Source organism: Burkholderia sp. HMSC10F09 (assembly GCF_001806955.1).
GTDB lineage: Bacteria > Pseudomonadota > Gammaproteobacteria > Burkholderiales > Burkholderiaceae > Burkholderia > Burkholderia multivorans.
In genome coordinates this window covers 1-20,615 of the sequence record NZ_KV786801.1, presented here as the reverse complement: position 1 = coordinate 20,615, position 20,615 = coordinate 1, and the positions used below count along the sequence as shown (strand labels likewise).

20 protein-coding genes are annotated in these 20,615 nt (G+C 66.3%); 7 read left to right on the top strand and 13 right to left on the bottom strand.

Annotation, left to right across the window (positions count from 1 at the left end):
- Nucleotides 1–109: 109 nt before the first annotated feature.
- Nucleotides 110–499: a VOC family protein gene (locus HMPREF3115_RS19765; RefSeq protein WP_059940853.1), complete on the bottom strand. Its 390-nt coding sequence runs from the start codon at nt 497–499 to the stop codon at nt 110–112.
- A gap of 71 nt (nt 500–570) precedes the next feature.
- On the opposite strand from HMPREF3115_RS19765, the gene HMPREF3115_RS19760 reads away from it, so the two are divergent.
- A complete protein-coding gene (locus HMPREF3115_RS19760; protein WP_053298808.1) occupies nt 571–1,539 on the top strand; it encodes a helix-turn-helix domain-containing protein in 969 nt (322 codons plus the stop codon).
- 90 nt (nt 1,540–1,629) lie between these two features.
- On the opposite strand, the gene gltA is transcribed toward HMPREF3115_RS19760, so the two are convergent.
- From gltA to HMPREF3115_RS19725, 7 genes are all read right to left on the bottom strand, one after another.
- Nucleotides 1,630–2,931 carry a citrate synthase gene (gltA, locus tag HMPREF3115_RS19755; protein WP_070555686.1) on the bottom strand — a complete coding sequence of 434 codons (1,302 nt, stop codon included), beginning with the start codon at nt 2,929–2,931 and terminating at the stop codon, nt 1,630–1,632.
- Between the two features lie 53 nt (nt 2,932–2,984).
- Nucleotides 2,985–3,257 carry an FAD assembly factor SdhE gene (locus HMPREF3115_RS19750; RefSeq protein ID WP_035487866.1) on the bottom strand — a complete coding sequence of 91 codons (273 nt, stop codon included), beginning with the start codon at nt 3,255–3,257 and terminating at the stop codon, nt 2,985–2,987.
- An 85-nt stretch (nt 3,258–3,342) separates the two neighbouring features.
- Nucleotides 3,343–4,044 carry a succinate dehydrogenase iron-sulfur subunit gene (locus HMPREF3115_RS19745; RefSeq protein ID WP_006399548.1) on the bottom strand — a complete coding sequence of 234 codons (702 nt, stop codon included), beginning with the start codon at nt 4,042–4,044 and terminating at the stop codon, nt 3,343–3,345.
- Nucleotides 4,045–4,065: 21 nt separating this feature from the next.
- Nucleotides 4,066–5,841, bottom strand: a complete 1,776-nt coding sequence (gene sdhA / locus HMPREF3115_RS19740) for a succinate dehydrogenase flavoprotein subunit (RefSeq protein WP_006399547.1) — start codon at nt 5,839–5,841, stop codon at nt 4,066–4,068.
- Between the two features lie 3 nt (nt 5,842–5,844).
- Nucleotides 5,845–6,213 (bottom strand): succinate dehydrogenase, hydrophobic membrane anchor protein, encoded by a 369-nt coding sequence (sdhD, locus tag HMPREF3115_RS19735; RefSeq protein WP_006399546.1) that lies wholly within the window; start codon nt 6,211–6,213, stop codon nt 5,845–5,847.
- Between the two features lie 4 nt (nt 6,214–6,217).
- Nucleotides 6,218–6,634 (bottom strand): succinate dehydrogenase, cytochrome b556 subunit, encoded by a 417-nt coding sequence (sdhC, locus tag HMPREF3115_RS19730; RefSeq protein WP_006399545.1) that lies wholly within the window; start codon nt 6,632–6,634, stop codon nt 6,218–6,220.
- A gap of 171 nt (nt 6,635–6,805) precedes the next feature.
- Nucleotides 6,806–7,621 carry a GntR family transcriptional regulator gene (locus HMPREF3115_RS19725; protein WP_006404037.1) on the bottom strand — a complete coding sequence of 272 codons (816 nt, stop codon included), beginning with the start codon at nt 7,619–7,621 and terminating at the stop codon, nt 6,806–6,808.
- A gap of 298 nt (nt 7,622–7,919) precedes the next feature.
- Here HMPREF3115_RS19725 and HMPREF3115_RS19720 point away from each other — a divergent pair, with 298 nt between their 5' ends.
- The 5 genes from HMPREF3115_RS19720 to acnA all read left to right on the top strand — a co-directional run bounded on the left by HMPREF3115_RS19720 (nt 7,920) and on the right by acnA (nt 15,078).
- Complete coding sequence (locus tag HMPREF3115_RS19720; protein WP_006404038.1) at nt 7,920–8,906, top strand: malate dehydrogenase; 987 nt, start codon at nt 7,920–7,922, stop codon at nt 8,904–8,906.
- A 168-nt stretch (nt 8,907–9,074) separates the two neighbouring features.
- Complete coding sequence (locus HMPREF3115_RS19715) at nt 9,075–10,082, top strand: HpcH/HpaI aldolase/citrate lyase family protein (RefSeq protein ID WP_070555684.1); 1,008 nt, start codon at nt 9,075–9,077, stop codon at nt 10,080–10,082.
- A 236-nt stretch (nt 10,083–10,318) separates the two neighbouring features.
- Complete coding sequence (locus HMPREF3115_RS19710) at nt 10,319–10,822, top strand: hypothetical protein (protein ID WP_006404040.1); 504 nt, start codon at nt 10,319–10,321, stop codon at nt 10,820–10,822.
- A gap of 23 nt (nt 10,823–10,845) precedes the next feature.
- A complete protein-coding gene (locus HMPREF3115_RS19705) occupies nt 10,846–12,300 on the top strand; it encodes a bifunctional 2-methylcitrate dehydratase/aconitate hydratase (RefSeq protein ID WP_006404041.1) in 1,455 nt (484 codons plus the stop codon).
- 60 nt (nt 12,301–12,360) lie between these two features.
- Nucleotides 12,361–15,078 carry an aconitate hydratase AcnA gene (gene acnA / locus HMPREF3115_RS19700; RefSeq protein WP_006404042.1) on the top strand — a complete coding sequence of 906 codons (2,718 nt, stop codon included), beginning with the start codon at nt 12,361–12,363 and terminating at the stop codon, nt 15,076–15,078.
- A gap of 144 nt (nt 15,079–15,222) precedes the next feature.
- On the opposite strand, the gene HMPREF3115_RS19695 is transcribed toward acnA, so the two are convergent.
- Genes HMPREF3115_RS19695 through HMPREF3115_RS19685 form a run of 3 tightly spaced genes read right to left on the bottom strand, consistent with a single transcriptional unit; the run spans nt 15,223 to nt 16,414 of the window.
- Nucleotides 15,223–15,663, bottom strand: coding sequence for a DUF1801 domain-containing protein (locus HMPREF3115_RS19695; protein WP_070555682.1), 441 nt, complete (start codon nt 15,661–15,663; stop codon nt 15,223–15,225).
- Nucleotides 15,660–16,091 (bottom strand): SRPBCC family protein, encoded by a 432-nt coding sequence (locus tag HMPREF3115_RS19690; protein WP_006409992.1) that lies wholly within the window; start codon nt 16,089–16,091, stop codon nt 15,660–15,662. Before HMPREF3115_RS19690 ends, HMPREF3115_RS19695 begins: the two co-directional genes overlap by 4 nt.
- Entirely contained in the window at nt 16,091–16,414 is a 324-nt protein-coding gene (locus HMPREF3115_RS19685) for an ArsR/SmtB family transcription factor (protein ID WP_035956001.1), read from the bottom strand. The genes HMPREF3115_RS19690 and HMPREF3115_RS19685 overlap by 1 nt, the downstream gene beginning before the upstream one ends.
- A gap of 648 nt (nt 16,415–17,062) precedes the next feature.
- On the opposite strand from HMPREF3115_RS19685, the gene HMPREF3115_RS19680 reads away from it, so the two are divergent.
- Nucleotides 17,063–18,802, top strand: coding sequence for a S53 family peptidase (locus HMPREF3115_RS19680; RefSeq protein ID WP_070555680.1), 1,740 nt, complete (start codon nt 17,063–17,065; stop codon nt 18,800–18,802).
- Nucleotides 18,803–18,862: 60 nt separating this feature from the next.
- Here the strand turns inward: HMPREF3115_RS19680 and HMPREF3115_RS19675 are convergent, their stop codons facing one another.
- Together HMPREF3115_RS19675 and HMPREF3115_RS31970 are read right to left on the bottom strand one after the other, a co-directional pair.
- On the bottom strand, nt 18,863–20,296 hold the full coding sequence (locus HMPREF3115_RS19675) for an MFS transporter (RefSeq protein ID WP_070555678.1): 1,434 nt from the start codon (nt 20,294–20,296) through the stop codon (nt 18,863–18,865).
- A gap of 122 nt (nt 20,297–20,418) precedes the next feature.
- Nucleotides 20,419–20,615 (bottom strand): hypothetical protein (locus tag HMPREF3115_RS31970; RefSeq protein WP_083302253.1); only part of this gene is annotated, 197 nt, incomplete at its 5' end.

Below are 20,615 nucleotides of genomic sequence, written 5' to 3'. Positions count from 1 at the left end.
GCTGTCTCCTCGCTCAAGCGTGTCGTGATGAGTCGACAGCGTAAGCCCGGCGCGCCACGATGTTCACCGCTATCCGGCCAACAATCGATACAATCCTGACAACGCTGCATCACGCCGGCCGATGGCAGACCACGCAGAGCTTGTTGCCGTCCGGATCGCGGAAATACGCGCCGTAGTAGTCGCGGTGATAGTGCGGGCGCAGGCCGGGCGGCCCTTCACAGATGCCGCCGTGCTGCAGCGCGAGTGCGTGGCAGCGGTCGACGTGCGCGCGCGTCGGCGCGTCGAAGGCGATCGTGTAGCCGTTGCCCGGTTCGGGCGCGCGACCGTCGAGCGGCCGGCCGAAAAAGAACAGCGGGCGGTCGGTATCGGCCGGCATCCAGCCGCACCAGCCGTCCGGCTCGCGAAACTTGAGCCGCAGTCCGAGTGCCGCGCACAGCGGCGCATAGAAGTCGTACGCGCGCGCGGTATCGCTGACGCCTACGCAAACATGTGAAAACATGGCTTCGCTCCGTCGTGACGATCGATCCGATCATGCCACGACGCCGCGACCGCCCTCGCCCGGAGCCCGCGATGAAACCGCAATACGAACACGTGACGTTCGCTCCCGGCTGTTCGATCCGCGTGTATCACCGGCAGCTCGCGCGCATCCCGTTCGAATGGCACCGCCATCCGGAATACGAGCTGACGCTTACGCTGAATAGCCGCGGCCGGCGCTTCATCGGCGATCACGTCGCGCGCTATGCGGACGAGGATCTCGTCCTCGTGCCGCCGAATCTTCCGCATACCTGGTCGTCGAACGCGCGCATCGATCCGGATGCGCCCGAAGTCGCGCTCGTCGTCTGGTTCGACGGCGACTGGGTGCGGCGCCTCGCCGACTGCTGCGCCGAATACGTGCCGCTGCGCTCGCTGCTGCGGCGCGCGGCGCCGGGCCTGCGCTTCGATACGGAGACCGCGCGCGCGATGCGCGCGAGGCTGCCGCGACTGCTCGATCCGTCGCCGCGCGTGCGCCTCGCCGCGGCGCTCGATACGCTCGCCGATCTCGCCGAAGCCGGCGGCGAACCGCTCGCGACCGCACAGGCCTACGAGCGGCACGACGGCCGCGCGGCCAGCGACGCGGACGCGCCCGAAGCCGAACGCCTCGATCGCGTGCTCGATGCGATCGACCGCCATTTTCACGAACCGCTGCGCATCGGCGCGCTCGCCGCCGTCGCGCATCTGTCCGAACGCACGCTGCAGCGCATGTTCGTCCGCCATCTCGGCGAAAGCGTCGGCCGCTACGTGCAGCGCTTGCGCATCGCGCATGCGTGCCGCCATCTCGTCGCGACCGACTGGCCGATCGCGACGGTCGCCGCGCGCTGCGGGATTCCGAATCCCGCGAACTTCAATCGCCAGTTTCTCGCGGCGCGCGGCATGACACCGGGCGCGTACCGGCAGTACTTCGCGCAACGCGGCCGCGCGCCCGACACCGACGCCGACGCACCGCCGCTCGACACGCGCCCGCCGTCGCTCGAGCGGCGCAAACGCACGCCGCGCAAATGAAAACACCCCGGCGGGACGACCCACCGGGGTGCGGCATGCGGCGAACGCCGGACGCGAGCGGCCTCCCGGCCGGCTCGCGTCGTGCACGGCTTAACGTGCGTTCAGCGGCTTCGCTTCGCGCGGCGTGTCGCCGATGAACAGCTGACGCGGACGACCGATCTTCTGCTCCGGATCGGCGATCATTTCGTTCCACTGCGCGATCCAGCCGACCGTACGTGCCATCGCGAAGATGCAGGTGAACATCGACGTCGGGATGCCCAGCGCGCGCTGAACGATGCCCGAGTAGAAGTCGACGTTCGGGTACAGCTTGCGCGACACGAAGTATTCGTCTTCCAGCGCGATCTTTTCGAGCTGCATCGCGAGCTTGAACAGCGGATCGTCGTGCAGGCCGAGTTCGTTCAGCACTTCGTAGCACGTTTCGCGCATCAGCTTCGCGCGCGGATCGTAGTTCTTGTACACGCGGTGGCCGAAGCCCATCAGCTTCACGCCCGAATTCTTGTCCTTCACCTGCTTGATGAACTCGGGAATGTTTTCCGGCGTGCCGATCTGCTCGAGCATGTTCAGCGCGGCTTCGTTCGCACCGCCGTGCGCCGGGCCCCACAGACACGCGATACCGGCTGCGATACACGCGAACGGGTTCGCACCCGACGAGCCCGCGAGACGGACCGTCGAGGTCGACGCGTTCTGCTCGTGATCGGCGTGCAGGATCAGGATGCGATCGAGCGCGCGGACGAGCACGTCGTTGACTTGATACTCTTCGCACGGATTCGAGAACATCATCCGCATGAAGTTCGCGCTGTACGACAGATCGTTCTTCGGATAGACGAACGGCTGGCCGATGCTGTACTTGTACGCCATCGCGACGAGCGTCGGCAGCTTCGCGATCATGCGGATCGCCGACACTTCACGGTGACGCGGATCGTTGATGTCGAGCGAGTCGTGGTAGAACGCCGACAGCGCGCCGACCGCGGCGACCAGGATCGCCATCGGGTGCGCATCGCGGCGGAAGCCGCGGAAGAAGAAGTGCATCTGCTCGTGCACCATCGTGTGCTTCGTGACGGTGTCGACGAATTCCTTCTTCTGCGCTGCGTTCGGCAGCTCGCCCTTCAGCAGCAGATAGCAGGTCTCGAGGAAGTCGGCGTTCTGCGCGAGGTTGTCGATCGGGTAGCCGCGATACAGCAGCTCGCACTTGTCGCCGTCGATGTACGTGATCGCCGAATTGCACGACGCCGTCGACATGAAGCCCGGGTCGTACGTGAACTTGCCGGTCTGGCCGTACAGCTTGCGGATGTCGATCACGTCCGGGCCCATCGTGCCCTTGTAGATCGGCAGTTCGACGCTCGGCGAATTGTCGCTGAACGATAGCGTGGCTTTAACATCAGACGGAGTCATGGCACATCCTCAATCGAAATAAAGAAACGGGATTCGATAACGGGCGTAACGCGTTACACGTTGCGCAGCATCTCCAACAGCCGGTGAACCTCGGGGCTGTCAAGGTCGCCTTCTGGTTCCTTGCGCGCGAGGAGCAAGTCCATCAGGTCGTTGTCGCTCAGATCGAGCAGGCGCGACAACGCGCCCACGTCTGCATCGGTGAGGTCATGCTCGTATCGGCTGAAGAAACGCTCGAAGACGATGTCGTTCTCCAGCAGACCCCGCCGGGCGCGCCAGCGAAGGCGCGCGCGGCGGTGCGGGTCGGATTGATGCGAGTGGTCGCTCATCACAAAGACACCCGCAGGGCAGCCCCAAGGGCGTCGACGCCCCGTCGGGGGGCGGCGAACGAAGTGAGCTTGGGGGTCATCATCATTAAACCGCGCGGCGGACCATCAGTTCCTTGATCTTGCCGATCGCCTTCGTCGGGTTCAGGCCCTTCGGGCAGACGTCGACGCAGTTCATGATCGTATGGCAACGGAACAGACGGTACGGGTCTTCCAGATTGTCCAGGCGCTCGCCGGTAGCCGTGTCGCGGCTGTCCGCGATGAAGCGGTAAGCCTGCAGCAGGCCGGCCGGGCCGACGAACTTGTCCGGGTTCCACCAGAAGCTCGGGCACGACGTCGAGCAGCTTGCGCACAGAATGCACTCGTACACGCCGTCGAGCTCGTCGCGCTCTTCCGGCGACTGCAGACGTTCCTTCTCCGGCGGCGGCGCGTCGTTGATCAGGTACGGCTTGATCGAGTGGTACTGGTTGAAGAAGTGCGTCATGTCGACGATCAGGTCGCGCACGACGGGCAGGCCCGGCAGCGGACGCAGCACGATCTTCTGCGGCAGGTCGTTCAGGTTCGTCAGGCACGCGAGCCCGTTCTTGCCGTTGATGTTCATCGCGTCCGAACCGCACACGCCTTCGCGGCACGAACGGCGGAACGACAGCGTCTCGTCCAGCGCCTTCAGCTTGACCAGCGCGTCCAGCAACATGCGCTCGTGCTTGATCTCGAGCTCGTACGTCTGCATGCGCGGCGCCGCGTCCTTGTCCGGATCGTAGCGGTAGACTTCAAAAATGCGTTTTGCCATTTCAGATTCCTTTGATTCGGCTTAGAACGTACGCGCCTTCGGCGGCACGGACTCGACCGTCAGCGGCTGCATTTGAACCGGCTTGTAGTCGAGGCGGTCACCTTCGCTGTACCACAGCGTGTGACGCAGCCAGTTCTCGTCGTCGCGGTGCTCGTAGTCGCTGTGCGCGTGCGCGCCGCGGCTTTCCTTGCGCGCCTCGGCCGAGACCATCGTCGCGCGGGCGACTTCGATCAGGTTCTCCAGCTCGAGCGCTTCGACGCGCGCGGTGTTGAACACCTTCGACTTGTCCTTCAGATGGATGTGCTCGACGCGCTGCTTGAGGCCGTCCATCAGTTCGACGCCTTCCTTCAGCAGCGCCGAGGTGCGGAACACGCCTGCATGCTTCTGCATCGTCGCGCGGATGTCGTTCGCGACGTCCTGCGTGTACTCGCCCGAGCTCGACTTGTCGAGCTTGTTCAGGCGCGCCAGCGAGAATTCGCCCGCGTCGGCCGGCAGCGGCTTGTGTTCCTTCTGCTTCTTCACCTGCTCGACGATGTGGTTGCCGGCCGCACGGCCGAACACCACGAGGTCCAGCAGCGAGTTCGTGCCGAGGCGGTTCGCCCCGTGCACCGACACGCACGAGCACTCGCCCACTGCGTAGAAGCCGTTGATCGGCTCCTTGTGATCGCGCGACGTGCCGACGACCTGACCGTGGATGTTGGTCGGGATGCCGCCCATCTGATAGTGGATCGTCGGGACGACCGGGATCGGCTCCTTGATGCAGTCGACGTTCGCGAACTTCAGCGCGATCTCGCGGATCGACGGCAGACGCTTCATGATCGTCTCGGCGCCGATGTGCGACAGGTCGAGCAGCACGTGATCCTTGTTCGGACCGACGCCGCGGCCTTCCTTGATTTCCTGGTCCATCGAACGCGACACGAAATCGCGCGGCGCCAGATCCTTCAGCGTCGGCGCGTAGCGCTCCATGAAGCGCTCGCCGTTCGCGTTGCGCAGAATGCCGCCTTCGCCGCGCACGCCTTCGGTGATCAGCACGCCCGCGCCGGCCACGCCGGTCGGGTGGAACTGCCAGAACTCCATGTCCTGCAGCGCCACGCCTGCGCGCGCCGCCATGCCGAGGCCGTCGCCGGTGTTGATGAACGCGTTCGTCGACGCCGCGAAGATCCGGCCTGCGCCGCCCGTCGCGAACAGCGTCGTCTTGCCTTCCATGATGTAGACGTCGCCCGTTTCCATTTCGAGCGCCGTCACGCCGAGCACGTCGCCGTCCGCGTCGCGGATCAGGTCGAGCGCCATCCATTCGACGAAGAACTGCGTCTTCGCTTCGACGTTCTGCTGGTACAGCGTGTGCAGCAGCGCGTGACCGGTACGGTCGGCGGCCGCGCAGGCGCGCTGGACCGGCTTCTCGCCGTAGTTCGCGGTGTGGCCGCCGAACGGACGCTGATAGATCGTGCCGTCGGCGTTGCGGTCGAACGGCATGCCGAAGTGCTCGAGCTCGTACACGACGTTCGGCGCTTCACGGCACATGAATTCGATCGCGTCCTGGTCGCCGAGCCAGTCGGAGCCCTTGATCGTGTCGTAGAAGTGGAAGTGCCAGTTGTCTTCGCTCATGTTGCCGAGCGACGCACCGATGCCGCCCTGCGCGGCCACCGTATGCGAACGGGTCGGGAACACCTTCGACAGCACGCCGACCGACAGGCCCGCGCGCGACAGTTGCAGCGCCGCGCGCAAGCCGGAGCCGCCCGCGCCGACGATCACGACGTCGAACTTGCGACGCGGGAGGGAAGTTTTGATTGCAGCCATTCTTTACACTCTCCAGAGAATCTGCGCGGCGTAGCCCGCACATGCGAGCAGCCAGACGATGGTCAGCGATTGCAGCAGCAGGCGCACACCGACGGGCTTCACGTAGTCCATCCAGATGTCGCGCACGCCGACCCATGCGTGATAGAAGAGGGAAAGCAGCGTCACGAAGGTCGCGAGCTTCATCCATTGTGCGGAGAAGATCGACGCCCAGCCTTCGTAGGAGAAGTCGTGCGCGCCGAAGAACAGGACGAGCAGAATGACCGTGTAGACCGCCATGATCGTGGCGGTGACGCGCTGCGCGAGCCAGTCGCGCAGGCCGTAGTGCGCGCCGACGACGAGGCGCTTCGAGCCGATTCGGTTGTTGGCTGCCATTTTCTTAGAATGCTCCGAACAGTTTGAGTGCCATGGCGATCGTCAGCGCGATCGAGACGACGAAGACGACGACTGCCGTCCGCTTGCCGCCTTCCTTCGAGACGGCGTCGTGATTGACGTCCATCAGCAGGTGGCGAATGCCGGCGCAGAAATGGTGGAAGAACGCCCAGGACAACACGAGGACGATCAGCTTGACGACGATGTTGGAGAGGAAGGCCTTGAAGACTTCGAAGCTGAGCTCGGACGTGAGGCTCTGATCGAAGAGGAACAGCAGGAACGGAAGGAACAGGAACAGCAGCGCGCCGCTGACTCGATGGAGGATCGACAACTTCGCCGCCAGCGGCAGGCGATAATTCATCGTGATGTCGCCGAATCCGATGTTCCGGTATTCCGGCCTCGGTTTTCTTACTGCGTCAGTCATGCTAGACCCCTACTTATGTTGTCACACTAATCCGCAATTTTAGCGCCTTTTTATATCGCGCTGCAGCGAAAGTCTGCTCTGGATCGTTACGCGAACGAGAACAAAGGCGGCCCGAAACGTGCTTCGCGAACGTGTCGAACGCGAATGCACGGCGCTTGCGCCGATACGTCGTCAGCTCAAGTCGTTCTGATAGTAGTACCCGGTCGTGACATACCAGCCGCGCCGCACTTCGACGGGCCGATCGCCATAGGTATAGGACACACGCTCGACCGACAGCAGCGGAAAGCCCGCGGGCACGTGCAGCAGGTCGGCCACCGTCGGCTCCGCCGCCACCGCGCGAATCTTCTCCGACGCCCGGATCATGCGCGTGCCAAATTCCGTTTCGAACATCGCGTAGAGCGGCCCCTTGTACTCGCTGAGCCGCTCGAACGTGAGGCCGCGGAACATCGCGCCCGGCAGCCAGATCTCGTCGAGCACCGTCGCCTCGCCCTCGAACTCGAGCAGGCGCCGCACCTGCACGACCGGATCGGCCGGCTTCAGCTCGAGCTGGCGCGCGATCTCGGCCGGCGCGCGCAGGCGCCGGCATTCGAGCAGCCGGCTCACGTGCGCGTGCTCGGCGCCGTCGTCCGCGAGCAGCCGCAGGAAACGGAACTGCGCGCGCTCTTCGTTGTGCGTTGCAACAAACGTGCCCTTGCCCTGACGCCTGACCACGAGGTTTTCGGCGGCCAGCTCGTCGATCGCCTTGCGCACGGTGCCCTGGCTGACCTTGTAGCGCGCCGCGAGCTCGACTTCGCTCGGAATGATCTCGCCCGGCTTCCATTCGCCGCTTTCGAGGCTCTGCGTGATCAATGCCTTGATCTGCTGGTATAACGGGCTGAACGTCGGCGACTGCGCGGCCGCGGATGCAGGCGCGGAATCGCTCGCGCCCGGCTGCCCTGGGCCGCCTGCGCCGGTCGGATTCGCGGTATTCGCCTGGTTCGATGTCATGGCGCGCATTTCATCACAAACCGCACTTTTCCGTCCACTCAAATTCCGCAAAACATCTGTCTTATATAAGACATATGATACCGTTTGACTTTGCGCGTGTCGGCTCCTACACTCCGGGGCGAGCAAGGGTTCGCGGGTGCAACAGCGCGTCCCCGGCTACGTGCCACGGCCGTCTCCAGGTTCACCGCGTCTGCCTCGCGAGTCCTCCGCCCTGCTTTCAAAGCAACGCTTCGTGTAACGCGCATAGAATGGCGTTTTACCTAGCGTCCATCGCTTCATCCCGTCCTGGAGATTTTCAATGGCTAAGCCCGCAAAGCGCGTTGCCGTCACCGGCGCCGCAGGTCAAATCGCTTACTCGCTGCTGTTCCGCATCGCGAACGGCGACCTGCTCGGCAAGGACCAGCCGGTCATCCTGCAACTGCTCGACCTCCCGCAAGCCCAAGCCGCCGTCAAAGGCGTCGTGATGGAACTCGACGATTGCGCGTTCCCGCTGCTCGCGGGCGTCGTGATCACCGACGATCCGAAGGTTGCGTTCAAGGACGCCGACGTCGCGCTGCTGGTCGGCGCACGTCCGCGCTCGAAGGGCATGGAGCGCAAGGACCTGCTGTCGGCAAACGCGGAAATCTTCACGGTCCAGGGCGCGGCGCTGAACGAAGTCGCGAGCCGCGACGTGAAGGTGCTGGTCGTCGGCAACCCGGCGAACACGAACGCCTACATCGCGATGAAGTCGGCGCCGGATCTGCCGAAGAAGAACTTCACCGCGATGCTGCGTCTGGACCACAACCGCGCGCTGTCGCAGCTCGCGGCGAAGTCGGGCAAGCCGGTCGCGTCGATCGAGAAGCTCGCCGTGTGGGGCAACCACTCGCCGACGATGTACCCCGACTTCCGCTTCGCGACCGCCGAAGGCGAATCGCTGCTGAAGCTGATCAACGACGACGAATGGAACCGCAACACGTTCATCCCGACGGTCGGCAAGCGCGGCGCGGCGATCATCGAAGCGCGCGGCCTGTCGTCGGCGGCGTCGGCAGCCAACGCGGCGATCGACCACGTGCGTGACTGGGTGCTCGGCACGAACGGCAAGTGGGTCACGATGGGCATCCCGTCGGACGGCTCGTACGGCATCCCCGAAGACATCATCTACGGCGTGCCGGTCACCTGCGAAAACGGCGAGTACAAGCGCGTCGAAGGCCTCGAGATCGACGCGTTCTCGCGCGAGAAGATGGACGCGACGCTCGCCGAGCTGCTCGAAGAGCGCGACGGCGTCGCTCACCTGCTGAAGAACTAAGCAGGCGGCATCGAGCGCCTGCCGGGCCGCGTGCGCGCGCCCGGCACGGCCGGCCGGCACGCCGCCGCGCCGGCCATCCGATCCGGACGCGTTTTGCCGTCGCGCGTCAGCGCAGAACGCGTCCGAATCCGATATTCTCCACGTTGCCCGCTTCCTGACGTAGAAGAGATGCCCGCGCTTACTCCTGCACAAGTGTTGTATGACGGTGCGTCGCCGCCCGCGATCCTGCCATGCTGCGATCACTACGCGGGCAGCGAGAAACTGATGCGCAAGTCGCTTGCGCTGCAGGCCGAGCTGGGCCCGGTGTTCGACATCACGCTCGATTGCGAGGACGGCGCGGCCGTCGGCCACGAAGCCGCGCACGCGGAACTCGTCGCCGAGCTGCTCGGCAGCGCCGAGAACCGCTTCGGGCGCGTCGGCGCCCGCATCCACGACTTCTCCCATCCGCATTGGCGCGACGACGTGCGCATCATCCTGCGCGCGGCGCGCCCGCCCGCCTACCTGACGCTGCCGAAGATCGCGAACGCCGCCGATGCGGCCGAAATGTGCGCGTTCATCGAAGGCACGCGTCGCGAGCTCGGCATCGCGCAGCCGATTCCGGTCGACGTGCTGGTCGAGACGCACGGCGCGCTCGCGCAAGCCGCGACGCTCGCCGCGCTGCCGATGGTCGGCACGCTGAGCTTCGGGCTGATGGACTTCGTGTCCGCGCACCACGGCGCGATTCCCGACACCGCGATGCGCTCGCCCGGCCAGTTCGAGCATCCGCTCGTGCGCCGCGCGAAGCTCGAGATCGCGGCCGCGTGCCATGCGCACGGCAAGACGCCGTCCCACAACGTGACCACCGAAGTGCGCGACATGGGCGTCGTCGCCGGCGATGCGCGCCGCGCGCGCGACGAATTCGCGTTCACGCGGATGTGGAGCATCCATCCCGCGCAGATCCGGCCGATCGTCGACGCGTTCGCGCCGCGCACCGACGAGATCGCGCTCGCCGCCGAGATCCTGCTGGCCGCGCAGGCGGCCGACTGGGGGCCGACGCGCCACGGCGACACGCTGCACGACCGCGCGAGCTACCGCTATTACTGGTCGGTGCTGCGTCGCGCGCGTGCGACGGGCCAGCCGGTGCCGCCCGAAGCCGCGCCGCTGTTCGGTTCGTCGGCCGCCGGAGACGCCACGTGAGCGGCCGCTCGCGGGCCCGCGCGTCCGGCGGATTTCCGCGCGTCGACGGCGCACGATCGGCCCGCCGGTTTGCGAAACGACAAAAAACGTAACGGAGCCCGAAAACCTGAAATATGCGCGGCCAAATAGGTGAAAATAGCGGCCGCTGCGCGCTTTCGGGGCGCGTGCAGTTTCAAACCGGCCGGCAGCGCGACCTGCCGGCCTTTGTCAACTGATTATCGAAAGGTTCTGACTCCATGAAGAAACTCCTGATCGCCACCGTCATCGGCGCGCTGTCCGCCACGATGCTGGTCTCGGCGCCGAGCGCGTTCGCACAGGGCACGACCGCGAAGAAGACGGCCAAGCGCCCCGCGCCGGCCAAGCGCATCATCCCGCGCAGCAAGAAGGCGCAGGCACGCGCAGCCGCCAAGGTCGATCCGGTGCCGGACGGCGCAGTCAAGTGGTCGTGCAAGGACGGCCTGTCGTTCGACCTCGCCGGCGACATGAAACGCGACCAGGTCGTCACGGTCCACTGGGCGAAGAAGAACTACAAGCTGCCGCGCGAAGCAACGACGACCGGCGCCGACACCTTCTACGATCCGGCCGCAGGCTTCAAGCTCGTCGTGATCCCGAGCAAGGCGATGCTGTTTACCGACGCGAACGGCGGCGAGCGTCTCGCCGACGAATGCGTGACGCCGGAAATGGCGCAAGGCGGCGCCGCACCGACGCAGGCAAACGAGCTCAAGCCGGCCGTCAACTAAGGACGCTCCGCACAGGCGCCTCGATGTCCGCTCCGGTCTCCAACGTCCGCCCCGCTCCGGATACGGTACTCGTCGACATCGTCGACTACGTGCTGAATGCCGGTGCAATCGACAGCGCACTCGCGCTGGAGACGGCGCGGCATTGCCTGATCGATACGCTGGGCTGCGGACTCGAGGCGCTGTCCTACCCTGCCTGCACCAAGCTGCTCGGGCCCGTCGTGCCCGGCACGATCGTGCCGAACGGCGCGAAGGTGCCCGGCACCTCGTTCCAGCTCGACCCGGTCAAGGCCGCGTTCGACATCGGCGCGGCGATCCGCTGGCTGGACTTCAACGACACCTGGCTCGCCGCCGAATGGGGTCATCCGTCCGACAACCTGGGCGGCATCCTGGCGACGGCCGACTGGCTGTCCCGCACCGCCGTCGCGGCCGGCAAGCCGCCGCTCGCGATGCGCGACGTGCTGATCGCGATGATTCAGGCCCATGAGATCCAGGGCTGTCTCGCACTCGAAAATTCGTTCAACGCGGTCGGGCTCGACCACGTGCTGCTCGTGAAGGTCGCCTCGACGGCCGTCGTCGGGCGGCTGCTCGGGCTCACGCGCGACGAGCTGATCAATGCGGTATCGAACGCGTTCGTCGACGGACATCCGCTGCGCACTTACCGCCACGCGCCGAACACCGGTTCGCGCAAGTCGTGGGCGGCCGGCGACGCGACCTCCCGCGCGGTGCGCCTCGCGCTGATCGCGAAGACGGGCGAAATGGGCTATCCGTCCGCGCTGAGCGCGCGCACGTGGGGCTTCTACGACGTCCTGTTCGGCGGCAAGCCGTTCCGCTTCCAGCGTCCGTACGGCACCTACGTGATGGAAAACGTGCTGTTCAAGATCGCGTTTCCCGCCGAATTCCATGCGCAGACGGCCGTCGAGGCCGCGCTGCAGCTGCACGATGCGCTGGCGGCGGCCGGCCGCTCGACCGACGAGATCGCGCGAATCACGATCCGCACGCACGCCGCCGCGATCCGCATCATCGACAAGCAGGGGCCGCTCGCGAATCCCGCCGACCGCGACCACTGCATTCAATACATGGTTGCCGTGCCGCTGCTGTTCGGCCGGCTGACCGCTGCGGACTACGAAGACGCGGTCGCCGCCGACCCGCGCATCGACGCGCTGCGCGCGAAGACGATCTGCGTCGAAGATCCGCAGTTCACGAAGGACTACCACGATCCGAACAAGCGGTCGATCGCCAATGCGCTGACGATCGAGTTCGCGAACGGATCGACGCTTGCCGAAGTCGCGGTCGAATATCCGATCGGCCACCGGCGGCGCCGCGCCGACGGCATCCCGCTGCTGGTCGACAAGTTCCGCACGAACCTTGCGCGCCGCTTTCCGGCAAAGCAGCAACAAGCGATTCTCGACGTGTCGCTGGACCAGGCAAAGCTCGAAGCGATGCCGGTCAATGAATACGTCGATCTGTATATGATCTAGCCGTCAGGTACAGAACAAACAGGAGCTCTTCTTTCCTCGCCTTAACCCAGGAAAATCACCATGGCCCACAATCTGCACAAGACCCTCAAGGAATTCGACAGCGGTTCCGGCAAAGGCAAGTTCTATTCGCTGCCGCAGCTCGGCAAGGAACTGAAGACGAAGATCGAGCGCCTGCCGGTGTCGATCCGCGTCGTGCTCGAGTCGGTGCTGCGCAACTACGACGGCAAGAAGATCACCGAGGAGCACATCGCGCAGCTCGCCAACTGGCAGCCGACGGCGAAGCGGGTCGACGAGATTCCGTTCGTGGTGTCGCGCGTCGTGCTGCAGGACTTCACGGGCGTGCCGCTGCTCGCCGACATCGCGGCCATGCGCGGCGTCGCTCAGCGCACGGGCAAGGATCCGAAGAAGATCGAGCCGCTGGTGCCGGTCGATCTCGTCGTCGACCACTCGGTCCAGATCGACTACTTCCGCCAGAAGGACGCGCTCGACCTGAACATGAAGCTGGAATTCCAGCGCAACAACGAGCGCTACCAGTTCATGAAATGGGGCATGCAGGCATTCGACACGTTCAAGGTCGTGCCGCCGGGCGTCGGCATCGTCCACCAGGTGAACCTCGAATATCTCGCGCGCGGCGTGCACAAGAAGAGCGACGGCGCGGACACGATCTACTACCCGGACACGCTCGTCGGCACCGACAGCCACACGACGATGATCAACGGCATCGGCGTGGTCGGTTGGGGCGTCGGCGGCATCGAGGCCGAAGCGGGCATGCTCGGCCAGCCGGTGTACTTCCTGACGCCGGACGTCGTCGGCGTCGAACTGAAGGGCCGCCTGCGCGAAGGCGTGACGGCGACCGACCTCGTGCTGACGATCACCGAAATGCTGCGCAAGGAGAAGGTCGTCGGCAAGTTCGTCGAATTCTTCGGCGAAGGCACGAAGTCGCTGTCGGTGCCGGACCGCGCGACGATCGCCAACATGGCGCCCGAATACGGCGCGACGATGGGCTTCTTCCCGGTCGACGAGAAGACGATCCAGTACTTCGAAGGCACCGGCCGCACGCAGGCGGAGATCGCCGCGTTCGAGAACTACTTCAAGGCGCAGAAGCTGTTCGGCATTCCGAAGGCCGGCGACATCGACTACACGAAGACGCTGACGCTCGACCTCGCGACGGTCGCGCCGTCGCTCGCGGGCCCGAAGCGTCCGCAGGACCGCATCGAAATCGGCAACGTGAAGTCGACCTTCAGCGAGCTGTTCTCGAAGCCGGTCGCGGAAAACGGCTTCGCGAAGAAGGCCGAGGATCTCGACGCCGAGTACCGGACGAGCAACGGCATCACCGTGAAGAACGGCGACGTGCTGATCGCCGCGATCACGTCGTGCACGAACACGTCGAACCCGAGCGTGCTGCTCGCGGCCGGCCTGCTCGCGAAGAAGGCCGTCGAGGCCGGGCTGACCGTCGCACCGCACATCAAGACGTCGCTCGCGCCGGGATCGCGCATCGTGACCGAGTACCTGACGAAGACGGGCCTGCTGCCCTACCTCGCGAAGCTCGGCTTCGAAGTCGCCGCTTACGGCTGCACCACCTGTATCGGCAACGCGGGTGACCTGACGCCGGAACTGAACGAAGCAATCACGAAGAACGACATCGTCGCGGCGGCCGTGCTGTCGGGCAACCGCAACTTCGAGGCGCGGATCCACCCGAACATCCGCGCGAACTTCCTCGCGTCGCCGCCGCTCGTCGTCGCATACGCGATCGCCGGCAACATCACGCGCGACCTGATGACCGAGCCGGTCGGCAAGGGCAAGGGCGGCAGGGACATCTACATCGGCGACATCTGGCCGTCGAGCGAAGAGATCCAGTCGCTGCTGAAGTTCGCGCTCGATCCGGAAAAGTTCGAGAAGAACTACGCGCATCTGACGAAGAAGGGCGATCTGTGGAGCAAGATCGAGGGCGAATCGGGTCAGGTCTACGACTGGCCGAAGTCGACCTACATCGCGGAGCCGCCGTTCTTCGGCCACGACTTCTCGATGCAGCCGGCCGAGTCGATCGCCTCGGTCAAGGGCGCCCGCGCGCTCGGCATCTTCGGCGACTCCGTCACGACCGACCACATCAGCCCGGCAGGCTCGATCAAGGAAGACTCGCCGGCCGGCAAGTGGCTGAAGGAAAACGGCGTGCAGAAGGCCGACTTCAACAGCTACGGCTCGCGCCGCGGCAACCATGACGTGATGATGCGCGGCACGTTCGCCAACGTGCGGATCAAGAACCTGATGATCCCGGCGAAGGAAGACGGCACGCGCGTCGAAGGCGGCCTGACGATCCACCAGCCGAGCGGCGAACAGCTGTCGATCTACGACGCGGCGATGAAGTACATCGGCGAAGGCACGCCGACCGTCGTGTTCGCCGGCGAAGAGTACGGCACGGGCTCGTCGCGCGACTGGGCCGCGAAGGGCACGCAGCTGCTCGGCGTGAAGGCCGTGATCGCCCGCAGCTTCGAGCGTATCCACCGTTCGAACCTGGTCGGCATGGGCGTGCTGCCGCTGCAGTTCAAGGGCGCGGACAGCGTGCAGTCACTCGGCATCACCGGCGAAGAGACGTACGACATCGAAGGCCTCGGCGACGACTTCAAGCCGCAGCAGGACGTCACGCTCGTGATCCATCGCAAGAACGGCGAAACGCAGCGCGTGCCGGTGCTGCTGCGCATCGATACGCCGATCGAAGTCGACTACTACAAGCACGGCGGCATCCTGCCGTTCGTGCTGCGCTCGCTGCTCGCCGCGTAAGCGCGCCGGTTTGCAGGTGCCGTCGCCGCCTCGCGGGCGGTGACGGCCGATTTGGATACGCCGACCTCGTGTCGGCGTTTTTTTTGACTGCCTGTTTCGCGCGCGACATGACGCCGACGCACGCGCCGGCTTCCGGCTAGCGCATCACGCCGCGTTGCGGCTTCGCGCCGCTTTCGCGCCGGCGTCCGGTCGCGCGTTCTTCTTCAGATGCGTGCGGTTGTAGTCGATCGCCGCGCGCACGAGCGCCTTCAGCGCGCGCGTGTCGATCCGGTCGCCTTCGACGAAATCGATCGCACGCCGCGCATTGCCTTCGAGGCCCGCGTTGAACAGCGCGTGCGGATCGGGCAGCTGCGCGCCGTGCATGAACGTCAGCTTCACCTTGCCCTTGTGCGCGTTCGCGACCGCGATCGTCCCGTCGCACTCCCACACGGGGCTGCCCATCCATTTCCATGCCTCGACGATGCCGGCGTCGGCCGCGAGGATCGTGCGCCGCAGTTCAGCAAGCATGGCGCCGCGCCAGTCCGCAATGCCGGCGATCAGTGCGTCGATGCGTTCCGACGGGCTCCGGTCCGATGCTGCGCTCATGAGCGGGCCTCCGTGTGTTCGTCGGGCCGCGCCAGCACCTGTTCGAGCGACTCGAGGAATCGTACCCAGCCGTGCTGCGCGCCGCGGTACGCCTGTTCCTGGTCGGCGCGGAACCCGGCCTGCTCCATGCGCAGCAGCGTGCCGGCCGGCGTCGGCGTAAGCGTCCACGTGACGACGCTGTCGAGGCCGTACGCCGCCCACGTATAGGACAGCGTCCGGTGCGGCTCGATCGTGAGCACCTTGCAATCGACCGCGCCCCAGTCCGCGCTGAAACTGAACGCGTGGCCCGCGACCGGTGCGAAATCGCTCTTCATCAGCCACGCTTCGAGCAGGTGCGGCTGCGTGAGGGCTCGCCAGACCTTCTCCGGCGGATGAGGCAGCTCGCGTTCGACGACGACGGAGCGCGTTTCGGGCGTGGCTTGATTCATCACTGATCCATCCTTTTGAGCAGATCTTCGAGAGCGTCGAACCGGGCTTGCCAGAAACCGGCCATCTGGCTGGTCCAGTCGATCAACGGGGCGAGCGCATGCGGCTGCGCGCTGTAGTGCGTCTGCCGGCCTTCGTGACGGTCGCTCACGAGACCGGCCTGCTTCAGGACACCGAGATGCTTCGACACGGCCGGTTGCGACACGCCGGCATGCGCGGTCAGCGCGGCAACGGTCAGCTCGCCCTCCTCGCAGAGCCGCTCGAACAGCGCGCGGCGTGTCGGATCGGCAAGCGTTCTGAAAAGCAGGTCCTGCGCGTTCTGCATGTCGCTCGATTCATAACTCGTTGGTTATGGATCGAAGGATAGCGGCCGGACGGCGAGAGTCAAGGGGAATTTTCCTGGCTCGGGCAGCCCGTCGCGGCGGCATCGCGCCTCGAATGTTGGCGGGTATCGCGCATTCGAGCATTTGTTCTAATCGACGATCGCAGCGCACGAACCGAAAGCAAGCTGCAAGACTGCGCGGCGCGCTGTTCCACAGTTCGGGAAAGACCGCCGGCGCGTTACGCCCGTTCCTGTCTCTCTGTGGCGCCGCGTCGACGGTCGCGCACGGTGGACCACTTCGAATGACCACATAGTGCGACTCGGCGCGCGGCAACGCGCCGACGCCGGCCGTGCAGCGGCGCGCCCGCCGGCTCCGTCATCGTGCACATCCGTGCGTCGCAACGATCGACTCGTGCGTGAGAACGTCGCGCGTCGTCGTGCTACGCGGGTCGAACCGGTTCCTTTTCGCAAGGCCGCGAACCGGCGCGCGCGCGGCATAACGGACGCCCATGCGCCCGCCGATGTCAGAACTGACAGCTATGGAAACTGGCAGCTATCTGAATCGCATCGGCGCTCCTACGCTCGTCACCGCTCGCGACCCCAAAAGGGTCGGGGTTCCAGCAACGTCGTCTCTCCTCAAAAGGATGCCCGATGAAAAGGAACGTGCGCTTTGCCCTTCCCCTTCCGTCGCCCCGCCGCATCGCCTATGCGTGGCCGCTTCTCGTCGCGGCCGGCACCGCGCATGCGGCGACCGACTGGGTCGACACCCATACCAAGGCCTTTCTGACCGGCCCGCAGCTGATGGCGCGCAGCGCGGCCTCGTCGCTCGAACTGGCGGCCGGCGAGACGACCGACGTCGTCGTCAGCCTGAAGCTGCGCAACGCCGATCAGCTGAAGCAGCTCGCGCGCGACGTGAACCGTCCGGGCAGCGCCCACTATCGCCAGTATCTGACGCCCGAGCGGTTCCTCGCCGACTACGCGCCGACCGAAGCGCAGGTCAAGTCGGTCGTCGACTATCTGCGCAAGAGCGGCTTCGTGAACATCGAGGTCGCGCCGAACCGGCTGCTCGTCTCCGCGCGCGGCACGGCCGGCACCGTAAAGACCGCGTTCAACACGTCGCTCGTGCGCTTCCAGTACGCGGGCCGCTCCGGCTTCGCGAACGCATCGACGGCACAGGTGCCGCGCGCGCTCGGCGACGTCGTCGGTTCGGTGCTCGGGCTGCAGAACGTCGCGCGCGCGCATCCGATGCTGCGCATCGGCAACGTGTCGAAGCCGCAGACGCTCGCGGCCGGCACCGCGACCGGCCACTATCCGAAGGAATTCGCGGGCCTGTACAACGCGACCGGCGTGCCGACCGCAGCCGGCGTGACGGTCGGCATCATCACGATCGGCGGCGTGTCGCAGACGCTGCAGGACCTGAAGCGCTTCGCGTCGAGCAACGGCTACGCGACGGTCGCGACGCAGACGGTCAAGACCAACGGCACCGGCACGAGCGGCAGCTACGCCGACGACCCGGACGGTCAGGGCGAATGGGATCTCGACAGCCAGTCGATCGTCGGCGCGGCCGGCGGCCAGGTCGGCAAGCTCGTGTTCTACATGGCCGATCTGAACGCGCCCGGCAACACCGGCCTCACGCAAGCGTTCAACCGCGCGGTGTCGGACAACACGGCGAAAGTGATCAACGTGTCGCTCGGCTGGTGCGAGACCGACGCGAACGCGGACGGCACGCTCGATGCCGAGGAACAGATCTTCACGACGGCGGCCGCGCAGGGCCAGACGTTCTCCGTGTCGTCCGGCGACGAAGGCGTGTACGAATGCAACAACCGCGGCTATCCGGACGGCGCGAATTACACGGTGTCGTGGCCCGCCTCGTCGCCGCACGTGCTCGCGATCGGCGGCACGACGCTGTACACGACGTCTGCGGGCGCGTTCTCGAGCGAGACCGTCTGGAACGAGGGACTCGACAGCAACGGCAAGCTATGGGCAACCGGCGGCGGCGTCAGCACGCTGCTGCCCGCGCCGGCATGGCAGTCGGGCAGCAACCGCCGTTTGCCGGACGTGTCCTTCGATGCCGCGCAAAGCACCGGCGCGTATATCTACAACTACGGCCAGTTGCAGCAGATCGGCGGCACGAGTCTCGCCGCGCCGATCTTCACGGGCTTCTGGGCGCGGCTGCTCGCCGCGAACGGCACGGGGCTCGGCTTTCCGGCCGCGAACCTCTATCGTGCGATTCCGGCGAACCCGTCGCTCGTGCGCTACGACGTCGTGTCGGGCAACAACGGCTATCAGGGCTACGGCTACACCGCGGGCACCGGCTGGGACTACCCGACCGGCTTCGGCAGCCTGAACATCGCGAACCTCAACAAGCTGATCCAGTCGGGCGGCTTCTGAGCGACGCGCAGGCACGGGACGCGGCGCGCGCCTGCGCGTGCGCGCCGCACGACATTGCGGCTACTTCGGCACGCGCTCCGACGCGACGGCAACGCCGGCGCGATGCGAGCGCGCAAACAGCCGCAGTCCGCTCGCCACGCTCGCGGCGCAGGCGAACGCGGCACCGAGCACCAGCGCGAGCGTCGGCCCGCGATGTCCGGCAATGCCGAACGACAGCGCGACGAGCGCGGCGCCCGTCGCCTGCCCGATCAGGCGCGCGGTGCCGATGATGCCGCTCGCACCGCCGCTGCGTTCCGGCGGCGCGCTCGACATCAGCGCCTTCAGGTTCGGCGACTGGAAAAAGCCGAAGCCGGCGCCGCACAGCATCATTCGCCAGCCGATGTCGATCGCGCTCGGCGCGGCCGGCAACGCGGCAAGCGACGCCATCCCGGCGCCGAGCAACGCGAGTCCGATTGCACCGAGCAGCCCCGGCGGATAGCGATCGGACAGTCGTCCGGCGATCGGCGCGGCCAGCGCGACGACGGCCGACCACGGCGTCATCAGAAAACCCGTGTCGACCGCGCTGCGGTGCAGGACCGTCTCGAAGTAAAACGGCAGCGACACGAACGCGAGCCCTTGCGCCGCGAACGCGCAGACGGCGGTCACCGCGGACAGCGCGAACACGGGCCGGCGAAACAGGTCGACCGGCAGCATCGGCGCCGGGTGGCCGGCCTCCCGGCGAATCAACAGCGCGCCGAATGCGAGCGCGACGGCGGCGGCGGCGAGCACGACGCGCAGCGGGCCGCGCTGCGCGAATTCGCCGAGCGCAAAGATCAGCGCCGAGAACGCGATCACGTTGAACAGCGCGGCGAGCGGATCGAATGCATGCTTGCCGCGCGAGGCTTCCGGCAGCGACGGAATCGCGACGGCGAGCGCAAGCACGCCGAGCGGCACGTTGACCGCGAACAGCCACGGCCATGCGGCGGCGGAAAGTATCAGCGATGCGATCGTCGGCCCGACCGCGAACGACACGCCGACGACGAGCGCATTGAAGCCGACGCCGCGCCCGAGCCGATGCGCGGGAAACAGGTTGCGGATCAGCGCGATGTTGACGCTCATGATCGCGCTCGCGCCGAAGCCCTGCACGATACGCGCGGCGGTGAGCTGCGGCAGCGTCGACGCGAGCGCACAGCCGAGCGACGCGAGCGTAAACACGGCGAGACCGCCGACATACACGCGCTTGTGCCCGACGATGTCGCCGAGCGACGCGAACGGCAGCAACGTCGCGACCATCGCGAGCTGATACGCGTTGATGATCCATACCGAAGCGGCAGGCGACGCGTGCAGGTCGCTCGCGATCGCGGGCAATGCGGTGTTCGCGATCGCCGTATCGAGCGTCGCGAGCGCGACGGCGAGCAGCACGGCGGCCATCGCGCGCCAGTTGACGGCCGGTTCGGCGGCACCGGCGGGAGAAGCGAGTTCGGACACGATCGGTTCGGCAGACGGGCGACGCATGGCGTCGCGGATTGAGCGGCGCGACGTCGGGCCCGCGTTCCGGTGGAAGCAGCGGGACGCGCGGCGTCGCGGCCCGTATTGTTGCAGAGCCCGATCAAACGTGCAGGCGGCCGTGTCGCTCGTCAGCGAAACGAAAGAATCGCGAGCGATCGTGCCGCGATCGTGGCCGTTGCAGGCGCAACTGTCGTCGCGAGGTGCGGTGTGCTGCGGTGCCCGTTATGCGCGGCCGGCGCGTTCGCGCCGCAGAGAATTTGCGCCGCGCGCTGCGCCCGCGTCCCTCGCCTGTTCCGCGTTACGCCACCGCGCGCCGCGCCTGACG

Bases quoted from the DNA above. Each gene is read 5' to 3' on its own strand.
- HMPREF3115_RS19765 (WP_059940853.1), bottom strand. From the start codon at position 499: ATGTTTTCACATGTTTGCGTAGGCGTCAGCGATACCGCGCGCGCGTAC.
- HMPREF3115_RS19760 (WP_053298808.1), top strand. From the start codon at position 571: ATGAAACCGCAATACGAACACGTGACGTTCGCTCCCGGCTGTTCGATC.
- gltA (WP_070555686.1), bottom strand. From the start codon at position 2,931: ATGACTCCGTCTGATGTTAAAGCCACGCTATCGTTCAGCGACAATTCG.
- HMPREF3115_RS19750 (WP_035487866.1), bottom strand. From the start codon at position 3,257: ATGAGCGACCACTCGCATCAATCCGACCCGCACCGCCGCGCGCGCCTT.
- HMPREF3115_RS19745 (WP_006399548.1), bottom strand. From the start codon at position 4,044: ATGGCAAAACGCATTTTTGAAGTCTACCGCTACGATCCGGACAAGGAC.
- sdhA (WP_006399547.1), bottom strand. From the start codon at position 5,841: ATGGCTGCAATCAAAACTTCCCTCCCGCGTCGCAAGTTCGACGTCGTG.
- sdhD (WP_006399546.1), bottom strand. From the start codon at position 6,213: ATGGCAGCCAACAACCGAATCGGCTCGAAGCGCCTCGTCGTCGGCGCG.
- sdhC (WP_006399545.1), bottom strand. From the start codon at position 6,634: ATGACTGACGCAGTAAGAAAACCGAGGCCGGAATACCGGAACATCGGA.
- HMPREF3115_RS19725 (WP_006404037.1), bottom strand. From the start codon at position 7,621: ATGACATCGAACCAGGCGAATACCGCGAATCCGACCGGCGCAGGCGGC.
- HMPREF3115_RS19720 (WP_006404038.1), top strand. From the start codon at position 7,920: ATGGCTAAGCCCGCAAAGCGCGTTGCCGTCACCGGCGCCGCAGGTCAA.
- HMPREF3115_RS19715 (WP_070555684.1), top strand. From the start codon at position 9,075: ATGCCCGCGCTTACTCCTGCACAAGTGTTGTATGACGGTGCGTCGCCG.
- HMPREF3115_RS19710 (WP_006404040.1), top strand. From the start codon at position 10,319: ATGAAGAAACTCCTGATCGCCACCGTCATCGGCGCGCTGTCCGCCACG.
- HMPREF3115_RS19705 (WP_006404041.1), top strand. From the start codon at position 10,846: ATGTCCGCTCCGGTCTCCAACGTCCGCCCCGCTCCGGATACGGTACTC.
- acnA (WP_006404042.1), top strand. From the start codon at position 12,361: ATGGCCCACAATCTGCACAAGACCCTCAAGGAATTCGACAGCGGTTCC.
- HMPREF3115_RS19695 (WP_070555682.1), bottom strand. From the start codon at position 15,663: ATGAGCGCAGCATCGGACCGGAGCCCGTCGGAACGCATCGACGCACTG.
- HMPREF3115_RS19690 (WP_006409992.1), bottom strand. From the start codon at position 16,091: ATGAATCAAGCCACGCCCGAAACGCGCTCCGTCGTCGTCGAACGCGAG.
- HMPREF3115_RS19685 (WP_035956001.1), bottom strand. From the start codon at position 16,414: ATGCAGAACGCGCAGGACCTGCTTTTCAGAACGCTTGCCGATCCGACA.
- HMPREF3115_RS19680 (WP_070555680.1), top strand. From the start codon at position 17,063: ATGAAAAGGAACGTGCGCTTTGCCCTTCCCCTTCCGTCGCCCCGCCGC.
- HMPREF3115_RS19675 (WP_070555678.1), bottom strand. From the start codon at position 20,296: ATGCGTCGCCCGTCTGCCGAACCGATCGTGTCCGAACTCGCTTCTCCC.